Origin of the sequence: Ochrovirga pacifica (genome assembly GCF_000220525.1) — a bacterium.
GTDB lineage: Bacteria > Bacteroidota > Bacteroidia > Flavobacteriales > Flavobacteriaceae > Ochrovirga > Ochrovirga pacifica.
In genome coordinates this window covers 57,142-77,098 of record NZ_AFPK01000026.1, presented here as the reverse complement: position 1 = coordinate 77,098, position 19,957 = coordinate 57,142, and the positions used below count along the sequence as shown (strand labels likewise).

Below are 19,957 nucleotides of genomic sequence, written 5' to 3'. Positions count from 1 at the left end.
GAAAATACACTCCACAAAAAAAGAATAGCTAGTAATCTGTATAAAATTCTCATAATTTTTATTAAAAAAGACAACAAGCCATAGTTTATTGTCTTTTATGTTTTTTGAACTTACAATCCCATTTGTTTTTTTAAGGCATCTAGATCGTTATCTGCACTAGTGTTGGTATTGTCTAGTACTTTGTCAATTTCTTCGTCTACACTTTTAGATTCGTTAGCAATATCTCCGTATGCATCAGCTAAAGCTTCTTCTTGTGCTACTTTTTCTTTCATTTTTTCTAACATGTTTACAGTGCTAGAACTGTCTATAGCAGCCATTTGTTTGTTTAGATTTTTGGTTGCGTTAGATACTTTTACACGAGCTTTTAGGGTTTTTAGTTCATTTTCCCATTTGCTAATATTACTTTTTAATGTGTTTACATTACGTTCTAGCTGGTTAACGGAGTCTGTAAATTTTTCAATCTCTACCTGTGCTCTGTTTACATGTGCTTGGTTTTCTTCTTTTTTTATCAAAGCTTCTTTAGCCAAACGGTCTCCGTCTTCAGAAGACAGTTCACCTTTTTGCACTTTTTGTAAAATTAGCATGGCTTTATTTTGATAATCTTTGGCTTTGGTTTCAAAAGTCTCTTTATCGTTTTTAGATCGAATCAACATGGCTTTTACTTGTGCCAATCCTTCCAAGGCTTGTGTCAGATCATTTTTCATGTCACGAATTCCCTGTTCTGTCATTTTAATAGGGTCTTCCATTTTGTCTATAGCAGCGTGTGCTTCTGCTTTACCAACATTAAATAAGCGTTTAAAAATATTCATAATTGTATTTTTTTTGTTAAAAACTTTAGATACTTAAAAATTTTACTCTCAGTATCTAAAATCTATTGTATTGTTAATAATCTAAGCGTTGTAATGAACGCTCTTTTTTTGTTATGCTTTTGAAAATTCTATAATCTGATCTGAAAATTCGCTTAGTAACAAACCTAGAGAATTGATTGATGCTTCTAATTCGTTCAAATCAATATTTTCTATTTGTAAAGTGTCTCTAAAAATTACCTTTTCTCCCGATTCGTCCAAAACAAATGCACCATGTACAATGTCTCTGTTTTTCTGAAGTAACTGTTTAAAAATAGTTTCGTTAGGTTGGTTTATTTTAAAAATGTATTGCTCAATAATCAAAATAGGATCGGCAATGCCAAGAATCATGTTGTTAATTCCTTCACTTTGATTTTGAATCATAATAATTCCGTCTTCTTTATCTTCGTGAGAAATGCTATAATTCAGTTCTATTAAATAATTTTTGATTGTATCGAAGTGGTTTTCCATGTAACTAGAATTAAGATTTTTTCTTTTTAATATTACAAAACACATTTGAGTTAAAGATGTTTTGAAAGGTTAGAATTTTATTTTTGTTTGCTAATATAATTTGCTTTTAGAGCTGTTTTGCTTTATTTTTGATGCATTGTAGTGGTTTTTTTAAGGATTATTACGGATCAAATATACGAGTAAAAAATATAATTGCAAATAAAATTAGCAAAATATGTCATTTTTTGGTAGAAATGTTAAAAAAATTAGAAGTGTGAAAAAAATGAGTCAACAAGTTTTTGCCGATTTGTTTGATTTAAAAAGAGCTACACTAGGGGCTTACGAAGAGGGTAGGAGTGAACCTAAGATTGATACAATTATTAAAGTAGCTAATTATTTTAGCATTTCTATAGATGACATGCTAACAAAAGAGGTTACCGTAAATCAATTGTTAAGTTTTGATGGTGGTATTACAACAGACATACATCAAGTAATGAAAAATGCGTTGGTAAAAGTTCCGTTTGTAGCTGCGTTGAATTTAAAAAGATTTACAGAGAATTTTCCCAAAACACAAAGTTATGCAGATTTGCCCACGCTTACTTTACCAATAAAAGAGAATGAAAATTATTTGGCTTTTGAAACCCAAGATTTAACCATGGTTGTCAATCACGAAGGTTTGTTTTTGCACGATGTAGTTGTTGGAACAAGAGTCTTGGCATCAGAAATAAAAAAGGGAGAAGTCTTAATTGTTTTGCATAAGTCTGATTTGTTTGTAAGAAGATATCAAAAAAATGAAACACATCATTTATTAAAGGCTGATCATATTCATGTACCAATAATAGAAATAGATATTAATGATGAGGTTTATTTTTGGAAAGTAACAGAGGTGCTTTTAAAAAGATACCCGAAGTTTACTTCGGGTATCGAGGATAAAATCAATCAAATTATGAATAAGTTGAATGATCAATAAAAGTTCTTATTTATCCATGTTTGGCAATAAAACTTTATCGATTACATGTATAACACCGTTTGCCGCTTGTATATCGTTAATAACAAAGTTTGCAGCATCAGTATTGTCGTTTCCTTGAATAGAGTTAGTAGATGTTATGGCAATAGTTTGTCCTTGTAAAGTTTCAGGTGTATTACTTCTTAAATTTGGAAGGTCAGAAGCCACAGCATTTGCTCCTGAAATGACATGATATTTTAAGATGTTTTCTAAAGTACTTCCGCTAGGAACGCTTTCAAGAGCTGAAAATGCAGCATTTAAAGGTGCAAAAACAGTAGCAGGGTTTTGATTGTCTACAGGAGCTACTAGTTGTGTTTCTATTAACTTTTCTTTTAGAATAGAAACTCTTGCATCGGCAACCACAAAAGTTGAAATCATAGGCAAATCAATTACTTGATCTACAGCATGTATTATACCGTTTGTTGCATCGTAAGCATCAGGAGTTGTTACCGTTACTTTTCCGTTTAGTAGTACATCACCTTCTACAACATCATAAAATAAAGAAATATGTGTATCTTGATTGGCTACATCTTTGGGACCCATAGCTGCATTTTTTATGTATGCAGGTGCAGTACTCACTACTGAAGATGCTTTTACCTCGTTGTCTAAAATAACATGATTTAGTAAAATGTTTTTTACCAAAGCAATTTCTTCTGGTGTATCTACATCAGCCAAACCGTTGGCAAATCCTTTAGCACTTAGAAAAGCAGAAAAAGCAGTATTGTCTGGTGCAAATACAGTTATGTTTTGGTTGTTGTCTGTAGTTACGCTCTTAAGATCGGTAGCTATTAGTGCTGCATTTAAAGAAGAATAATTTTGATTGGTTTCTACAAATGCTCCAATGGTCATAGGCTTATCGTCCATCATGGTTGAGTTTTCGTCATCGTCACTACAGCTGGTAAATGATAGTAGTGTAAAAGCAATAGCAGTTGCATAAAATGTTGTTTTGATAAGTGATTTTTTCATATGATTCATTTTTAAATTCTCTTCGAAATTAAAAGAAGTAATAAGCTTTGATAAAAAAATACATTCGATTGGCTTTATTACAAATGATTCTTAATTAATGTATTTTGCATTGTAGTTTTGTGAAATTATTTCTTTTTTGTGTAAATAAATTTTAAAGTAAAACATCCCCTTAGCTGTGTTTGCTTACAGCTAAGGGGATGTTATAAAAAATAGTTTATATTTTTGTTTACTTAGTCCAATAATCCATTACCAATACATCGTCTAATAAAGGTCCCACAATACTTACTAGTTTTAAATGCTCGGGATGAAACAAGTAGATTTCTCTTGCATGAGTGTCTTTAAAGCTAATAGTATAACAGTATTGAAATCCTTTACTGTGACCTTCGGTACTGTCGTTCAATCCTCCTTCCATATGGCTGATGGTTGGAATTTTAGTTGCCAACCCTTCAAAAACTGAAATGGCATGCTCTATTTTTTCTTTTGGTGTTCCTTCTTTAAATTTTAAGTTTACTACATGTTTAATGGTTTTTCCTTGTTGTGATTTGTTTTTAGGAGTAATTTTATAACTCGCTATTTTCTGAAACCCCCACAACTGAGACCCCGCAACTAATAACGGTTGTTGGTCTATGGTCAAAGCTTCTAATCCGTAGTAAATGGAAAATCCTGTTTGTAAGTGGTCTATAGGATGTAGCATTCCTTTAGCGTCTAATTTTAAAAGTTGGATGCTAGCATCGTCTCTTGTTCCTACTGCAATAACAGCTTCAGAATTGGTAGTAGAAATTACTTCAATTCTAGTTTGTCCTGATAACTGGGTGTTTTCATCATCTTTAAAAACAGAATGAGGAATCAATTTTCCTTTTTTACTGACTTTAAAAATACTTACCGCATCTCCATGGTATACAAAATCTGTTTTCTTAATAAATCCTTTTCTTGTGTAATATTTGTGATGTCTGTGCCCTACAATCACATAGTGTTCATCACCAAAACTAACTCCAGTTACAGGATAGGTTCCTGTTAGATAACGATCCGTAGTATTGTCATCCATATTGCTGATGTTTTTAAAAGTTCCATTTTCATATATTCTAAAACTACTCAACCCATTATCTTGAAAACCTCCTGTAAACAAGTAAGTTTTTCCTTTTATTTTATGTGTAAACATTCCGATAATTCCATCCGTGTGAATTTTTTCGGTGTCTTTCATAGATTGTACATGAGTCAATTTCCCATCAGCATGAATTTTAAAACAAGTTAGTCCTGGAGTATCCTCTAAACCACCAACAAATAAGTAAGCAGCTTTTTTCATGTGTACTACTTCTATGGTAATAACGGTTCCTAAGTGTGTTTCTGGAGTGTCTTCTACTAAAAACACACGTTCTAGAGAGCCATTGTCTAAAATTTTAAATACTTCAACAGCATTTCCAAACTTATTTCCCACAAACAAAAAGTCAGTTCCCTGAATACGATCGGCTACCAAACCTCTACCAGGTCCTTTTTTCTTATGTAATTCGTGTGTACTAACGGGGGTTAGTAACCCTTTTTTGTCTATGCTAAAAACATCTAAGTCTCCAGCACCTCCTGTATAAATAAAGTGTTTTCCGTTTTTTTGATAACTAGTAATACTTACGGTATTTTTGGCCGCAACGTTTTTAAAGTCTTGTCTGTATAAACTAAGTTCGTTAGAAGATTGAGCAAATAGCATTGCAGAAAAAAGCAAAGCATATACTCCTGCTACTTTTTTTAATAAATTCATAATGTATGTTTTTTTATTGATTGTTACGTATAGCATTGGCAGCAGCTGTGGCAATGGCTCTGTCTTGTTCAATGGTACCACCACTTACACCAACAGCTCCAATAATAGCATCATTTTTATCTTTGATAGGAATTCCCCCAGGAAACGTAATCAGTCCTCCGTTAGAGTGTTCTATGTTGTAAATAATTCCACCAGGTTGTGTAAGCTCTCCTAGTTTTCCTGTGTCTATATCAAAATACCTAGCTGTTTTTGCCTTTTTGATTGCAACATCTATACTTCCTAAATAAGATTTATCCATTCTAACAAAAGCAACCAAGTTTGCCCCAGAATCTACAACGGCAATGTTTACCAGTGTACCAAGTTCTTTGGCTTTGGTTTTGGCAACTGTAATGGCATGTTCTGCTTCGTTTAATTTTAATTCTGAAGAGGTTTGCGCTTGTGTTAAAGTAACCAAAGATAGCATTAAAATTAACAGAGAATTGATTTTTATTTTCATTCTATGTTGTTGTTTGATTAGGTCTACACTTAAATTGTTTGTTAAAACAAATAATACATTTTTCATGGTGAAATTTACTTTTTGTGAAACACAAAAATTGAAAAATCAAACAAAAATATAGTTGAACAAGTTCAACAAGAACTATAAATAGATTAAGAAGATTGCTTTTTTATTTTACATAAAAACTCATGAGTAACTCCTAAATAACTAGAAATCTGTCTATCGGTTAATTTTTTTGCAATGTCTGGATAGGTTTCTAAAAAGTAAAAGTAACGCTCTTTGGCAGTAAAGCATTTGTTTCTAATGACTCTTCTTTGCCAAGCAGCAATAGCTTTTTGAGACATCATTCTAAAAAGTTTTTCTACTACAGGAACTTCGTTGTATAATTTTTCTTTGGTGGATTTATCAATCCATAAAATAGTGCTATTTTCCAAGGCTTGTATGTTTAGTTCTGAAGGAGTCTGGTTCATAAAGCTGTCTAGGTCCATTAGCCACCAATCTTTTACGGCAAAATACAAAGAGTTTTCTTTTCCTTTTTTATCAATAGAAAAAATTCTAAAACAGCCCTCAATCACAAAGCCTTCAAATTTGCAAATGTTTCCTTGTTCTAATAAAAAATCACCCTTAGAAATTAGGTGCTTGTTAAACTTACTACAGATTTCTTCCAATTCTGAATTGGAAAGTTGTAGCGTTTTAGAAAAATTTTGTTTTAACAAATCAAAAATCTCCATAAAAAGGCAATCGCAAAATTTAGTGTTAGCAAAATAAGTAAAAAGTTGAGAAAAATCTCTGAAACAAGTTTAATTTTGTAATCTCCATAAAATTGAGCAAATGAAAATTCAGCAAAAAATAGAAGCATTAAGAGAGGAGTTACATAAATTAAATTACGAGTACTACGTATTGGACAATGCTAGTATTTCTGATTTTGATTTTGATATGAAACTGAAAGAGTTGCAAGATTTAGAAACACAATACCCTGATTTTTTTGACCCCAATTCCCCTACGCAAAAAGTAGGAGGAATGGTTACCAAAAATTTTGAAACAGTAGTACACACCCATAGAATGTATTCTTTAGATAATTCTTACAGTAAGCAAGATTTACTAGATTGGGAAAAAAGAATTCTAAAAATTGTAGAAGGAGCTATTGAATATACTTGCGAACTTAAATACGATGGAGCTTCTATCAATTTAACCTATGAAAATGGTTTGCTAGTAAAAGCAGTAACACGTGGTGATGGAATTCAGGGAGATGATGTAACAACCAATGTAAAAACAATCAAATCAATTCCACTAAAGATTGGTGTAGGAATGCCAGACAATTTTCAAATAAGGGGAGAGATTATTTTGCCTTTGGATGGATTTGCAAAAATGAATCAAGAACGATTGCTGGCAGGAGAAGAAACGTATAAAAATCCTAGGAATACAGCCAGTGGAAGTTTAAAACTTCAAGATAGTGCAGAAGTTGCCAAAAGACCCTTAGATTGTTTGTTATACCAAGTGGTTGGTGGCAGTTTTAAATCTCATTCACAGGCTTTACAAATGGCAAATAAAGCAGGTTTTAAAGTGCCCGAAACATTAAAAATAGCCAAAAGTATAGATGAAGTATTGGCTTTTGTAAATTACTGGGATAATGCTAGGCATACACTACCATATGAAACAGATGGGGTGGTCATAAAGGTAAATAGCATCAGGCATCAAGAAGAATTGGGATATACAGCCAAAGCTCCACGTTGGGCCATTGCATATAAATTTAAGGCAGAACAAGTTGCTACTTTATTACACGAAATTACGTATCAAGTAGGTAGAACAGGAGCCATAACACCCGTAGCAAACTTAGAACCTGTAGAATTGGCTGGTACTACTGTAAAAAGAGCATCTTTACACAATGCTGGTCAAATAGCATTACACGATATTCGTGTAGGAGACGAGGTGTATGTAGAAAAAGGAGGAGAAATTATACCTAAAATTGTAGGGGTAGACTTTAGTAAGAGACCTTTAGATTCTGTGCCAACAATATATGCAACCCACTGTCCTGAATGTAATACGCCCTTGGTTAGAACCCAAGGAGATGCAAAGCACTATTGCCCTAATGAACAAGGTTGTCCACCGCAAGTAGCAGGAAGAATTATTCATTTTATCAGTAGAAAAGCCATGGATATTGACGGAATTGGAGCGGAAACAGTCGATTTATTGTGTAAAGAGGGATTGATACAAAATTATGCAGATTTGTACGATTTAAAAGTAGAACAAATCATTCCTTTAGAACGTATGGCCGAAAAATCGGCAAACAATATGATTGCAGGAATCCATGCTTCTAAACAAATTCCATTCGAAAAAGTGTTGTACGCTTTGGGAATTCGTTTTGTAGGAGAAACGGTTGCAAAAAAATTGGCCAAATATTTTAAAAACATAGATGCTTTGTTTGCAGCAGATTATGATGCGCTAATTGCTGTTGATGAAATAGGGGGAAAGATTGCAGAAAGTGTAATTGCCTTTAGAAACGATTTGAACCATATACAATTGGTAAATAGACTTAAAGCCTATGGGTTACAGTTAGCGTTGTCTGCGGATGTACAAGAAGGATTGACAGAAAAATTAATTGGGAAAACTTTTGTGGTTTCAGGGGTGTTTTATCAAGTTTCTAGAAATGAGTTAAAGAAAATGATTGAAGACAACGGAGGCAAGGTAAGCAGTTCTATATCTAAAAAGACGGATTTTGTAGTAGCAGGAGACAATATGGGACCTGCAAAATTGCAAAAAGCTACAGATTTAGAAATTACCATTATTTCCGAAGAAGAGTTTTTAAGCATGTTATAAAAACCAATAAAAAGAGCGTAAAATAGTTGTTATATTTTACGCTCTTTTTATTAGGATAAATAGGTATAAGTGCTATGTCACCTTTACAAAATTGTTAGTTATGATTCTATTTGTTTAATTAACTCTCTATTCTGATTGCTCTCTGCACTGTACGACATGGTTAAAGTTCCTTTAGTTCCATCATTGGCAGTTATCGCAAATAATTCCGATTGATCCGATGGATTGGTCATTCCTTCAAAACGATATTTTTCGTCAATTCTTAATTCCGTAGGTTTAAAATTTTTTTTAGAGTAAAGAGCCTGAATTGTACTATCTTTTGCTATAAAATTATCAGTATAACCTAGGTTGGTTAGGTGATTGGTGGCGTTTGCCAAAGTATCAAATTTTGTTGTGTTCATGTCTTTTTTGTTTTCCACTTAAATTACAAAAAAATCAAGAAAACCCAAAAAGATCAATAGCTTAATCAAAAAACTTTTCTTTAAATCGATTCAGTCTAGGAATAGAAACTGCTTTGATATAAGGGTGATTAGGATTTCTTTTTTCAAAATCTTGATGGTAGTCTTCAGCAGGATAAAACTTTCCAATTTTCTCGATGCTAGTAACTGCTTTTCCGTTGTGTTTTTTGTTGATGATTTTAAACGCATCCCAAGCAATGTTTTGCTCTTCTGCATTGTTGTAAAAAATGATAGATCTGTAACTTTTTCCAAAATCGGGTTTTTGTCCCACGGTAGTAGGATCTTGAGAATCGTAATATGCTTTTACCAAAGTTTTAAAATTTACTTGGTTAGGGTGGTAATAAACAGCAACCGTTTCTGCATGCCCAGTATCTTTTATAGTTCTGTAAGTAGGGTTTTTTACGCTACTACCTGCGTATCCAGAAATTACTTCCTCTACTCCAGGAATACTTTCATAAATAGCTTCTACACACCAAAAACATCCGCTAGCAAAATAGGCAACCTTTAAATTGGGGTTGATTGGAGCTTTGGTTTGTGCCAAAGAATTAAAAGAAATCAAAAGAATAATTAAATATCTCATAAGGTTATTTTAATATTAGGTCGATGATAAAATGTTAAATTACAAAATTGGAAGAGAATACGTATTGAGAATTACAATGCAATAATTTTTACTATTGATAAAATCAATATGGATATAAAAACAATAGATTGAAAATTTATGGTGAGATAAAACTTTGCACTTACATTTGTAATAGAATATTTAATCAAATCAATAAATAAAATAAATTATGGCAACAGCAGTAGGGAAGAAATTTCCAAATTTAGCAGTAGATGCAATGAACGAATTAGGGGATACTTTTAAAGTAAACGTATTAGAAGAAGCAATTAACAATAAGAAAAAAGTATTGTTGTTCTGGTACCCAAAAGATTTTACTTTTGTGTGTCCAACAGAATTACACGCTTTTCAAGCTGCTTTAGGTGAGTTCGAAAAAAGAAACACCGTAGTGATTGGTGCTTCTTGTGATACTCCAGAAGTGCATTTTGCTTGGTTAAGTACTGCAAAAGACAACGGAGGAATTGAAGGAGTTACTTACCCATTGTTAGCAGATTCTAATAGAAATTTGGCCGAAGTTTTAGGGATTTTAGACATTACTGACGAAACTTACAACGAGGAAACAGGAACTTATATTAAAGAAGGAGACAATGTAACTTACCGTGCTACTTACTTAATTGATGAAGAAGGAACTGTATTCCACGAAGGAATTAACCACATGCCTGTAGGACGTAACGTAAACGAATTCCTAAGATTGATTGATGCTTATGCTCACGTACAAACTCATGGAGAAGTATGTCCTGCAAACTGGGAAGAAGGTAAAGAAGCAATGGGAGCCGATGCAAAATCTACAGCTGCTTATTTAGCTAAAAACTAATAGCAAAAGTAACAGTTAAAAGTTTGTAAAGTTGCTACGTTTAACTTTATAAACTACTAGTTTTAAAAACAAAAAAGCCGGGTGTTTCAAACAGATGAATGGTTCATCCGGTTTTTTGTACCTACCAAACAAAATTTATCAATCCATAAAAATTGAAAATTATGAGAGAATTAACCACCGATACACTTCAAGAAGAAGTAAGTAACAACGATTTAGTTTTTGTACAGTACTCTGCCAGCTGGTGTGGAAACTGTAGAATTATGAAACCAAAATTTAAAAAATTTTCATCGGAAACTGAAAGTGCAGAGTTTTTAGTAGTTGATGCTGAAAAATACCCTGAATCAAGAAAATTAGCCGAAGTAAACAATTTACCAACATTTGCCGCATTCAAAGGTGGAGAATTGGTAAAACAAGTACAAACTAACAAAGCAGATGTTTTAAAATCTTTTATTGATGAAGTTACCAGTAATTAAACATGTAACTCAGTTTATAGCTGAGAACGACGTAGATTATATTCACGAAACATTAGAAGTACTAGAGTCTTTAACAGAAGTATCCTCATTAAAAGATGAAGAACTAGATGTGTTGGGAGAAATTATTTCTAACTTGTACGGAGCGATTGAAGTAGATAAGGAAATCAAAAACGGAGTACCACAAAAAGAAGCGTTGAATAATTTTATGAAGCGTGTCTTAGGATCAATAGATCAATAATTGATAAATAATCACTAGAGTAAAAGTTTGAAAAAAGCCTATTTTAATTGGAGTTCGGGTAAAGACTCGTCCTTAGCTTTGTATAAAACATTGAATCAATCTGAATATCAGGTTGATTTTTTGTTGACCAATATAAACAAAGAATTTGGACGTGTTTCTATGCATGGTTTGCGTGAAGAATTGTTACAAGCACAAGTAAAATCGATAGGATTGCCATTGCGAACTATTGAGTTTTCTGGAAATGTAAGCATGTCTGAATACAATGCAATAATGAAAACCCATATGCAGAAAATTGCCAATCAAAAATATGAATACGGTTTGTTTGGTGATATTTTTTTAGAAGATTTAAAAGCCTATAGAGACTTGAAATTGGCCGAAGTAGGAATTACAGGTGTGTATCCATTATGGAAACAAAATACCAAGACTTTACTGCAAGAATTTATAGACTTAGGGTTTAAGGCCATCACAGTTTGTGTAAATGCACAATTTTTAGATCAAAGTTTTGTAGGTCGTGTGATTGATGAAAAATTTATAGAAGATTTGCCAGAAAATGTAGATGTTTGTGGAGAGCATGGGGAGTTTCATACATTTGTTTTTGACGGACCAATTTTTAAACACCCTGTGTCTTTTACCATTGGAGAAAAGGTATACAAAACATATCAGTCCTCAGAAAATGATGATGATAATTGCCATCAAAATAAACAAAAAGTAACTTGGGATACTGGGTTTTGGTATTGTGATTTGCTATTGGAGTAACTTAAAATTACCATATGAAATTAAAAATTGCTTCTGTAGAGACGTTGGAATTAAAAAAAATAATAGCTGTTTTTAATCGAGAAATAGGACGTTTTGTCCTTTTTGTTTTTGTCTTGTTTTTTGATAGTCTCTACTTTGCAGAGCACGTAACTCCTTCGCAACTTCCTATCAATATTTTGATGTTTTTAGGTTTTCTAAAAATGTATTTCCGTTCTACTCCTAGGGTTAAAGAATCTATGATTTACGCAGTAATCATAGGTTTTTTAGGCGAGCACTTTTTTTCTAGAGGGTTGGATATGTATACTTACCGTTTAGAAAATGTACCTCATTATGTACCTTTAGGCCATGCAGCTTTGTACGGTCGTATTTTAATGTTTAGCAAAGCTTCGGTTGTTAGAAGAAACAATCAGGCTATAGAGCAACTATTTTCATATGTAATAGCTACATTGTCTTTGGTATATTTAATTTTTTTTAACGATGTATTTGGCTTTGTAATGACCCTATGCGTTTTTTTAATGTTGTTAAAAAGACCCAAGGATAAGCTATTTTTTTACGCAATGTACATTTTGGTAGCCATACTAGAAATAGGAGGTACTGCTTTTGGATGTTGGAAATGGCCCAATACTGCTTTTGGTGTTTTTTCGTTTTTGCCAAGTCACAATCCTCCTAGCGGAATTAGTTTGTTTTACTTTTTGTTAGACGTAAGTTGCTTTATGGTATACAAATTGAGAAACAAAACAACATGGAACCGATGGAAACATATAAAAAGCATCGCTTCTAATAACTTTTAGTATAAACAATTTTGATAGTAAATTCGTAATTCTAATTTTGTTTTTACGACATATATTTCATTTGTAAACATTCATGCAACACCTAGAAGTCCCTTATAACAACACTGGTTATTTTTCTAAGATAGTAATGGATTATTTGGAAGAGAAGAAGGAACTTGCACCTTTTTATCATCGTTATCCTAAACTTCAAAATTTTGAAGCCCAAATTCAAGAAAAGGCAGCCAGTTTTTCTTCAGAACACAGAAAAGTTTTGGTAAGTGCTTTAGAAAAACAATATCAAGAGTTTAGTTTGAGTGGTGCTACTCAAGAACACATCAATCACTTAGTGTTGCCTAATGCGTTTACCATAACTACAGGACATCAACTAAATTTGTTTTCGGGACCTTTGTATTTTTTGTATAAAATTATATCTGTTATTAACCTGTGCAAAGAGTTAAAACAAACTTATCCGAAGCAGCATTTTGTACCTATGTATTGGATGGCTTCAGAAGATCATGACTTTGAAGAAATTCAGTATTTTAATACCAAAGGAACACAGATTAAATGGGAAACAAATTCTGGTGGACCTGTGGGGAGATTGTCTACTGATGGATTAGAAGAGGTGTACAATAAGTTTGCTGAAGTATTAAACAACGGTAAAAATGCTGAGGAACTAAGAGATTTGTTTCAAAAAGCATACGTAGAACATCAAAATTTAGCCGATGCTTCTCGTTATTTAGTGAATGTTTTGTTTGGTGAACACGGAGTTGTAGTGATTGATGGAGATGATCCAAAATTAAAATCGTTGTTTAAGCCATACGCTCTTAAAGAGTTGGTAGCGCAAACAACCTATCAGCAGGTAACAAAAACCAATCAGCAATTAACAAAACAGGGATATCCTAATCAGGTAAATGTAAGGGAAATTAACTTGTTTTATATTGCAGACGGGCTAAGAGAACGTGTGGTAAAAGAAGGAAATGGTTATAGGGTAAACAATACAGATTTGCATTTTTCTTGTGCAGAGCATTTGTTTTCTAATGTAGATAAGTTAGAGTTTCTTTCAGGAAATGCGTTGCTAAGACCTTTGTATCAGGAAGTTATTCTTCCTAATTTGTGTTATGTTGGTGGAGGTGGTGAGTTGGCTTATTGGATGCAGTTAAAAGCAACCTTTGCATCTTTTAACGTGCCTTTTCCTATGTTGTTATTAAGAAATTCGGCTTTGTTGGTTACTGAAAAACAACTAAAAAAAATAGAAAAATTAGAGGTCACTGTTCAAGACTTGTTTGCCAATCAGCATACGTTGATTAAAAAAATAGTAAACCAACGTTCTACCATCAACTTTAATTTTGAGGAGAAAAAACAAATTCTAGAAGCAAACTTTAAAGAATTAGAAAGCATAGCTGGGCAAACAGATGCTTCTTTTATTGGAGCGGTTAAAGCACAGAAAGCAAAACAGATTAAGGGATTAGAAACTTTAGAAAAACGATTGTTAAAAGCAGAGAAAAAAAGAATGTATGAGTATGTAACTCGACTAGAAATATTGCAAAATCAGCTGTTTCCCAATCATTCTTTACAAGAACGACAGGTAAACTTTTCTCAGTTTTATGAAGTGTACGGAAAAGAAATGATTGCTACATTGCTCACAACTTTAAAGCCTTTAGAAAAGAATTTTAGTATAGTTGTATTATAAACTTAAAGGCTGCCTATTTTTAGGCAGCCTTTGTTATTGTTAAGATATAGATTGTTTTATTTTAATGATCCAGTCATATCTTCAGGTTTTACCCACTCGTCATATTGTTCTGGAGTAACATATCCTAATCTTACAGCTTCTTCTTTTAAAGTTGTTCCGTTTTGGTGTGCAGTATTTGCAATTTCAGCAGCTTTGTAATAACCAATTTTGGTATTTAAAGCCGTTACCAACATCAATGAGTTGTTTAATAACTTTTCAATAACTGGATAGTTAGGCTCAATTCCAATAGCACAGTTTTGTTCAAAAGAAACACATGCATCTCCAATTAAACGAGCAGACTCAATTAGGTTTTTAGCCATTACAGGTTTAAATACGTTTAATTCGTAGTGACCTTGTAATCCACCAACTCCAATAGCAACATCGTTACCCATAACTTGAGCACATACCATTGTAATTGCTTCTGCTTGCGTAGGGTTTACTTTACCAGGCATAATAGAAGAACCAGGCTCGTTTGCAGGAATAATCAGTTCTCCAATACCAGAACGAGGTCCAGAAGCCATTAAACGGATATCATTGGCTATCTTATTTAAAGAAACAGCCAATTGTTTTAATGCTCCGTGAGACTCAACAATAGCATCGTGAGCAGCTAAAGCTTCAAATTTATTTTCGGCTGTAACAAAAGGCAATCCTGTAAATTCAGCGATTTTTTCAGCAACCAATACATCGTAACCAGCAGGAGTGTTTAATCCAGTTCCTACTGCAGTACCTCCTAATGCCAATTCAGCTAAGTGAGGCAATGTGTTTTTTAAAGCTTTTAAACCATGGTCTAATTGAGAAACGTATCCAGAAAATTCTTGTCCAATCGTTAATGGAGTTGCATCCATTAAGTGTGTACGTCCAATTTTTACTACATCTTTAAATGCTTCAGATTTTGCTTTTAACGTATTTCTTAATTGTTCAACTCCAGGAATGGTAGTTTCTACAATCATTTTGTAAGCAGCAATGTGCATTCCTGTAGGGAACGTATCGTTAGAAGATTGAGATTTGTTTACATCATCGTTAGGGGCAATTACTTTTTCTCCTTCTCCAATTACTCTACCTGCCAATTCTTGTGCACGGTTGGCAATTACTTCGTTAGAGTTCATGTTAGACTGTGTACCCGAACCTGTTTGCCAAACAACTAAAGGAAATTGATCATCGTGTTTTCCTTCTAAAATCTCATCACAAACAGCAGAAATTAAGTTTTTCTTTTCTTCTTCTAAAACACCTAAATCAAAGTTGGCATGTGCTGCAGCTTTCTTTAAGTAAGCAAAACCATAAATAATTTCTAAAGGCATGCTCCCAGAAGGACCAATTTTAAAGTTGTTGATAGATCTTTGAGTTTGAGCTCCCCAATACTTGTCAGCAGGTACTTGTACCTCTCCCATAGTATCTTTTTCTATACGATATTTCATTGGATGTTATTTTATGTTTCTAAAAAAATCATCTCAAAGATAGTACAAAGCCTAAATCATAAAAAATGATTCTGCTCATAAAATTTGGGAATGTTAGGGTATTTTACGGATTGTTTTATTTAGAAGTAAGATTTAACAAAAGTATCTTTTTACATGTGGTTAGTTGTTTTCAATTCTGATTAGCATTTATAAGATTTTAAAACAAAAAAAGGAATTGGTAGTTGCCAATTCCTTTTTTGTATTTAATTTGTTTTGAAATTATTTTAATAAATCTGCCAGAATTTTCTCAAGCTCTGGCTGTGAAGGTCTGGGAGCATTGGCATCTACAATATTTCCTTCTTTATCTAACAAAATAAAACGTGGGATTCCCGTAATTTGATAATCCTGTACAAAAGGGATGTTACCGTTAGCAAATAACTGAATGCCTCCCATGTTTTTATCAGAAATCATCTGTTTCCACTTATCTTTAGCGTTGGGATTGTCTATAGATAAGCTTACGAACTTTATGTCTTTTCCGTGAAATTTTTCTTCTAACTTTTGTAAAAACGGAATTTGTTGCAAACAAGGCATGCACCAAGTTGCCCACACATCTATATATACATAGTTTCCTCTTAGGTCTTTTAAAGAAGTTGTTCCTCCTTTGTAATTTTCTAAGTCATTAAATTCAGGAGAAGGTTTTCCAACCTCGGTATCTGTAACTTCTCGGTTAGCAGCAAAGTACTGTTGTTCTAGTCCTTCCATAAATTGCTCTAGATTTTTCTTTTCGCTAGAAGCCAAAAAATCATTCATTCCATCGTATTCTACCAAAAGGTTTTCTATTTTTTTCTCGGTTGCTTGATGATATGCTTTAAAATCAGCAGAGTCTAGGTGATTGATACTGTCTAAGCTAGTAAATATTTTTTGCGTAATTTGATCACGTAAGTTGATGTATTTATTTTCTTTAGCACCTTTTCCGTTAAATTGTAAAGATTGATTAAAATTATCTGCATCTGCGTAGATGGTTAAATCCGTGTCTTTGTCTAAAAACAACATGGTTGCAAAAGTCCCTACTCGCATCAAAACAAAATCTTGATTAAAGTTGATGGTATCTTTAAATTTTCCGTCAGTTTTTGTAATGGTTTTTACTTGCTTTTCACTTTGGATGGTAATTTGATCAATGTGTTCAGGAAGATTTTTGATATTGACTTCTATTGCAGAAGCAGAAGAAGTAGAGCATGCAAAAGTTAACAAAGCCGTGCTCGTAATCAAAATAGATTGTATAATATTCATTAGATGGAATTGTTTGTAAAATTATGCATAGCAAGATGCAAAATTTAAGCCATATTCAGATTAAGTTTTATAAAAATAAAAAAGCACCTCTATGTAGAGATGCTTTTTTAAAAATATGTAAAATACAATTAAGCAATCATAGTTACAGGATTCTCAATGTATTGTTTTAATGTATTCATAAAGGCAGCACCAACAGCACCGTCAACAGTCCTATGGTCACAAGTTAAGGTAATGTTCATCATGTTACCAACAACAATTTCTCCATTTTTAACAATAGGCTTTTGTTTAATACCTCCTACTGATAAAATAGCTGAGTTAGGTTGGTTAATGATAGAAGTAAAACTGTCTACACCAAACATTCCTAAGTTAGAAACAGTAAATGTGCTTCCTGACATTTCAGCAGGACTCAACTTTTTGTTTTTAGCTTTCACAGCTAAGTCTTTTACTTCTGCACCAATTTGAGTTAAACTTTTAGTGTCTGTAAAAGGAATTACTGGAACTACCAATCCGTCTTCTATAGCAACTGCAACTCCAACAGAGATGTGATTGTTGTAAATAGTTTGGTTGTCGGTCCACTCAGTATTAATTTGTGGATGTTTTTTTAACGCCATAGCTGTTGCTTTTACGACCATATCGTTAAAAGACACTTTAGTATCAGGCAACTCGTTAATCATTTTACGAGAAGCAATAGCGTTGTCCATATTTACCTCTAAATTGATAGAGAATGTAACATTTTCTGATTGAGACTTAGCCAATGCCTTTGCAATTGCTTTACGCATGCTAGAGTTCTTTACTTCAGATTGACTTACTTCTCCAGCAGGAGCAGCGGCAACAGCAGTAGGTGCTTCAGCAGCTTCAGTAGCAGGAGTGTAGTTTTCAATATCTACTTTTACAATTCTTCCTCCTTCACCAGTTCCTACAACTTTTGCTAGGTTAATTCCTTTTTCTTCGGCCAAAGCTTTTGCTAAAGGAGAAGCTATAATACGTCCATTTTCAGAATTAATTGCACTTACTTTTTTTGTAGCAGTTGGTTGTTTTGAAGTTTCGCTTTTTGAAGCGGCTGCTTTTGGAGTCTCTTGTTTTGGTGCCTCTGACTTAGGTGCAGAAGCTTCTTCTTTTGCAGGAGTGCTTCCTCCAGCTTTAAAGTTTTCGGCCACACCAGAAACATCAGTACCTGCTTCACCAATAATAGCTAATAAGCTATCTACAGGAGCAGATTCTCCTTCTTGTAAACCTATATGTAACAAGGTACCAGAGTTAAAAGATTCAAACTCCATTGTAGCTTTGTCTGTTTCAATTTCAGCCAATATATCACCTTCTTCAACAGTATCACCTACTTTTTTTAACCAAGTAGCAACTGTTCCATCGGTCATAGTGTCACTTAATCTAGGCATGGTTACTACAACAACTCCTTCAGGCAATTCAGCACTAGCTTCTTGTGTTGTAGTTTCTTGTGTAGACTCCTCTGTAGCTTCTTCTTTTGCTGGAGTTTCATCAGCAGTAGTAGCAGCTGGAGCATCACCATTTAACAATCCAGAAATATCTTCACCTTCTTCACCAATTATTGCAATTAAAGAATCTACAGGAGCAGTTTCTCCCTCTTGCAATCCAATATGTAATAAAGTTCCTTCGTTAAAAGATTCGAATTCCATGGTAGCTTTATCTGTTTCGATTTCAGCTAAAATGTCTCCTTCTTCAACTTTGTCACCAACTTTTTTAAGCCATTGTGCAACAACACCTTCTTCCATAGTGTCGCTCAAACGTGGCATATTAATTATAGTAGCCATTATTTATGTGGATTATTTATGTTTAACAAATGGATAGTCTTTTTGCTCGTATACCATATCGTACAATTGTTGTTTGTCTGGGAACGGAGATTCTTCAGCAAATTTTTCACATTCTGAGACCTTCGATTTAACCTCTTTGTCAATTGTTTTGATTTCCTCTTCAGATAGGTAGTCGTTTTCTTTAATAACTTCTAACACTTGGGTAATAGGGTCAATTTTTTTGTATTCAGCAACTTCGTCTTTGGTACGATAATGTTGTGCATCAGACATAGAGTGACCTCTATAACGGTAGGTTTTCATTTCTAAGAAAGTAGGTCCATCACCTCTTCTTGCTCTGTCTATAGCTTCTTCCATGGCTTCAGCTACTTTTACAGGGTTCATCCCATCAACAGGTCCACAAGGCATTTCGTATCCTAAACCTAATTTCCAAATATCTTGGTGGTTGGCAGTACGTTCTACAGAAGTTCCCATTGCGTATTGGTTGTTTTCACAAACAAATACAACAGGCAATTTCCAGTTCATAGCCATGTTAAAAGTCTCGTGCAAAGAACCTTGACGTACAGCACCATCTCCCATAAAACATAAAGTTACACCCGGAATACCGTGATACTTATCACCAAAAGCCATACCAGCTCCTAAAGGAATTTGACCTCCTACAATACCATGACCTCCATAGAATCCGTGTTCTTTAGAGAAAATGTGCATAGATCCTCCCATACCTTTTGAAGTTCCTGTTGCTTTTCCGTACAACTCTGCCATTACTTTCTTTGGATCAACACCCATACCGATAGGTTGCACGTGATTACGGTATGCAGTAATCATTTTATCGTGTTTTAAATCCATTACGTGTAGACAACCTGCTAAAATTGCTTCTTGTCCATTGTACAAGTGCAAAAATCCTCTAACTTTTTGTTGAATGTAAACTGCGGCTAATTTGTCCTCAAATTTTCTCCAGAAAAGCATGTCCTTATACCAGTTGATATAGGTTTCTTTGGTGATTTCTTTCATGATTAATTTTAAAGTTATACTAAAAATTACGCTGTAATACGCAATAAAATTTATGTCAATTTCAAGCAAAAATAAGACATTACAGATAAGTAAAAAACTTTTTTACAGCTTAGAAGCTAAGATTTTACAGGAAAAAGAGTTTAGATAGATTGAATTTAATGACAATCGTAATCAGGGGTTTTGTTAAGTGTTTGTTTTTTAGGTTATTGGGGTTTGTGTAAGTTGTTGTGTATGGGTTTGAATATCGGTAGATGATTTTTTGTTTGATTTTGTCAAAAAAGGAATAAAATAAAACTA

The 19,957-nt window shown here is 33.4% G+C and carries 20 protein-coding genes; 8 read left to right on the top strand and 12 right to left on the bottom strand.

From position 1 onward, the window contains the following. Window positions 1-110 precede the first annotated feature (110 nt). Both FS85_RS0103900 and FS85_RS0103895 read right to left on the bottom strand, forming a co-directional pair. On the bottom strand, window positions 111-809 hold the full coding sequence (locus FS85_RS0103900) for a PspA/IM30 family protein (RefSeq protein WP_010134743.1): 699 nt from the start codon (window positions 807-809) through the stop codon (window positions 111-113). A gap of 111 nt (window positions 810-920) precedes the next feature. Then, window positions 921-1,316 carry a YbjN domain-containing protein gene (locus FS85_RS0103895; protein WP_010134742.1) on the bottom strand — a complete coding sequence of 132 codons (396 nt, stop codon included), beginning with the start codon at window positions 1,314-1,316 and terminating at the stop codon, window positions 921-923. A 262-nt stretch (window positions 1,317-1,578) separates the two neighbouring features. Between FS85_RS0103895 and FS85_RS0103890 the strand changes: the two genes are divergently transcribed. Further along, window positions 1,579-2,265, top strand: coding sequence for a helix-turn-helix domain-containing protein (locus FS85_RS0103890; protein WP_237706939.1), 687 nt, complete (start codon window positions 1,579-1,581; stop codon window positions 2,263-2,265). 6 nt (window positions 2,266-2,271) lie between these two features. On the opposite strand, the gene FS85_RS0103885 is transcribed toward FS85_RS0103890, so the two are convergent. The 4 genes from FS85_RS0103885 to FS85_RS0103870 all read right to left on the bottom strand — a co-directional run bounded on the left by FS85_RS0103885 (window position 2,272) and on the right by FS85_RS0103870 (window position 6,244). Continuing rightward, complete coding sequence (locus FS85_RS0103885; RefSeq protein WP_010134739.1) at window positions 2,272-3,267, bottom strand: fasciclin domain-containing protein; 996 nt, start codon at window positions 3,265-3,267, stop codon at window positions 2,272-2,274. A 226-nt stretch (window positions 3,268-3,493) separates the two neighbouring features. Continuing rightward, on the bottom strand, window positions 3,494-5,017 hold the full coding sequence (locus tag FS85_RS0103880; protein WP_010134738.1) for a Dabb family protein: 1,524 nt from the start codon (window positions 5,015-5,017) through the stop codon (window positions 3,494-3,496). A 13-nt stretch (window positions 5,018-5,030) separates the two neighbouring features. Further along, complete coding sequence (locus tag FS85_RS0103875; protein WP_010134737.1) at window positions 5,031-5,579, bottom strand: GlcG/HbpS family heme-binding protein; 549 nt, start codon at window positions 5,577-5,579, stop codon at window positions 5,031-5,033. Window positions 5,580-5,665: 86 nt separating this feature from the next. Beyond that, window positions 5,666-6,244 (bottom strand): Crp/Fnr family transcriptional regulator, encoded by a 579-nt coding sequence (locus FS85_RS0103870; RefSeq protein WP_010134736.1) that lies wholly within the window; start codon window positions 6,242-6,244, stop codon window positions 5,666-5,668. A gap of 100 nt (window positions 6,245-6,344) precedes the next feature. Between FS85_RS0103870 and ligA the strand changes: the two genes are divergently transcribed. Then, a complete protein-coding gene (gene ligA / locus FS85_RS0103865) occupies window positions 6,345-8,330 on the top strand; it encodes an NAD-dependent DNA ligase LigA (protein ID WP_010134735.1) in 1,986 nt (661 codons plus the stop codon). A gap of 98 nt (window positions 8,331-8,428) precedes the next feature. Here the strand turns inward: ligA and FS85_RS0103860 are convergent, their stop codons facing one another. After that, window positions 8,429-8,728 carry a hypothetical protein gene (locus tag FS85_RS0103860; protein WP_010134734.1) on the bottom strand — a complete coding sequence of 100 codons (300 nt, stop codon included), beginning with the start codon at window positions 8,726-8,728 and terminating at the stop codon, window positions 8,429-8,431. Between the two features lie 61 nt (window positions 8,729-8,789). Beyond that, window positions 8,790-9,365, bottom strand: coding sequence for a peptide-methionine (S)-S-oxide reductase MsrA (gene msrA, locus FS85_RS0103855; protein WP_010134733.1), 576 nt, complete (start codon window positions 9,363-9,365; stop codon window positions 8,790-8,792). A gap of 208 nt (window positions 9,366-9,573) precedes the next feature. On the opposite strand from msrA, the gene FS85_RS0103850 reads away from it, so the two are divergent. The 6 genes from FS85_RS0103850 to bshC all read left to right on the top strand — a co-directional run bounded on the left by FS85_RS0103850 (window position 9,574) and on the right by bshC (window position 14,142). Next, window positions 9,574-10,215 carry a peroxiredoxin gene (locus FS85_RS0103850; RefSeq protein WP_010134732.1) on the top strand — a complete coding sequence of 214 codons (642 nt, stop codon included), beginning with the start codon at window positions 9,574-9,576 and terminating at the stop codon, window positions 10,213-10,215. Between the two features lie 161 nt (window positions 10,216-10,376). Next, window positions 10,377-10,688 (top strand): thioredoxin family protein, encoded by a 312-nt coding sequence (locus FS85_RS0103845; protein WP_010134731.1) that lies wholly within the window; start codon window positions 10,377-10,379, stop codon window positions 10,686-10,688. After that, complete coding sequence (locus FS85_RS0103840; protein ID WP_010134729.1) at window positions 10,669-10,926, top strand: DUF6952 family protein; 258 nt, start codon at window positions 10,669-10,671, stop codon at window positions 10,924-10,926. The genes FS85_RS0103845 and FS85_RS0103840 overlap by 20 nt, the downstream gene beginning before the upstream one ends. A 27-nt stretch (window positions 10,927-10,953) precedes the next feature. Further along, a complete protein-coding gene (locus FS85_RS0103835; protein WP_010134728.1) occupies window positions 10,954-11,682 on the top strand; it encodes a Dph6-related ATP pyrophosphatase in 729 nt (242 codons plus the stop codon). Between the two features lie 14 nt (window positions 11,683-11,696). Next, a complete protein-coding gene (locus FS85_RS0103830; protein WP_010134726.1) occupies window positions 11,697-12,473 on the top strand; it encodes a hypothetical protein in 777 nt (258 codons plus the stop codon). Between the two features lie 73 nt (window positions 12,474-12,546). Next, window positions 12,547-14,142, top strand: a complete 1,596-nt coding sequence (gene bshC / locus FS85_RS0103825) for a bacillithiol biosynthesis cysteine-adding enzyme BshC (RefSeq protein ID WP_010134725.1) — start codon at window positions 12,547-12,549, stop codon at window positions 14,140-14,142. A 56-nt stretch (window positions 14,143-14,198) separates the two neighbouring features. Here the strand turns inward: bshC and fumC are convergent, their stop codons facing one another. From fumC to pdhA, 4 genes are all read right to left on the bottom strand, one after another. After that, entirely contained in the window at window positions 14,199-15,596 is a 1,398-nt protein-coding gene (fumC, locus tag FS85_RS0103820; RefSeq protein ID WP_010134724.1) for a class II fumarate hydratase, read from the bottom strand. A gap of 258 nt (window positions 15,597-15,854) precedes the next feature. Then, window positions 15,855-16,865 (bottom strand): TlpA family protein disulfide reductase, encoded by a 1,011-nt coding sequence (locus FS85_RS15070; RefSeq protein ID WP_010134723.1) that lies wholly within the window; start codon window positions 16,863-16,865, stop codon window positions 15,855-15,857. Between the two features lie 128 nt (window positions 16,866-16,993). Then, window positions 16,994-18,652, bottom strand: coding sequence for a pyruvate dehydrogenase complex dihydrolipoamide acetyltransferase (locus FS85_RS0103810; protein WP_010134722.1), 1,659 nt, complete (start codon window positions 18,650-18,652; stop codon window positions 16,994-16,996). A gap of 12 nt (window positions 18,653-18,664) precedes the next feature. Further along, window positions 18,665-19,660, bottom strand: coding sequence for a pyruvate dehydrogenase (acetyl-transferring) E1 component subunit alpha (gene pdhA, locus FS85_RS0103805; protein ID WP_010134721.1), 996 nt, complete (start codon window positions 19,658-19,660; stop codon window positions 18,665-18,667). Window positions 19,661-19,957: the final 297 nt, after the last annotated feature.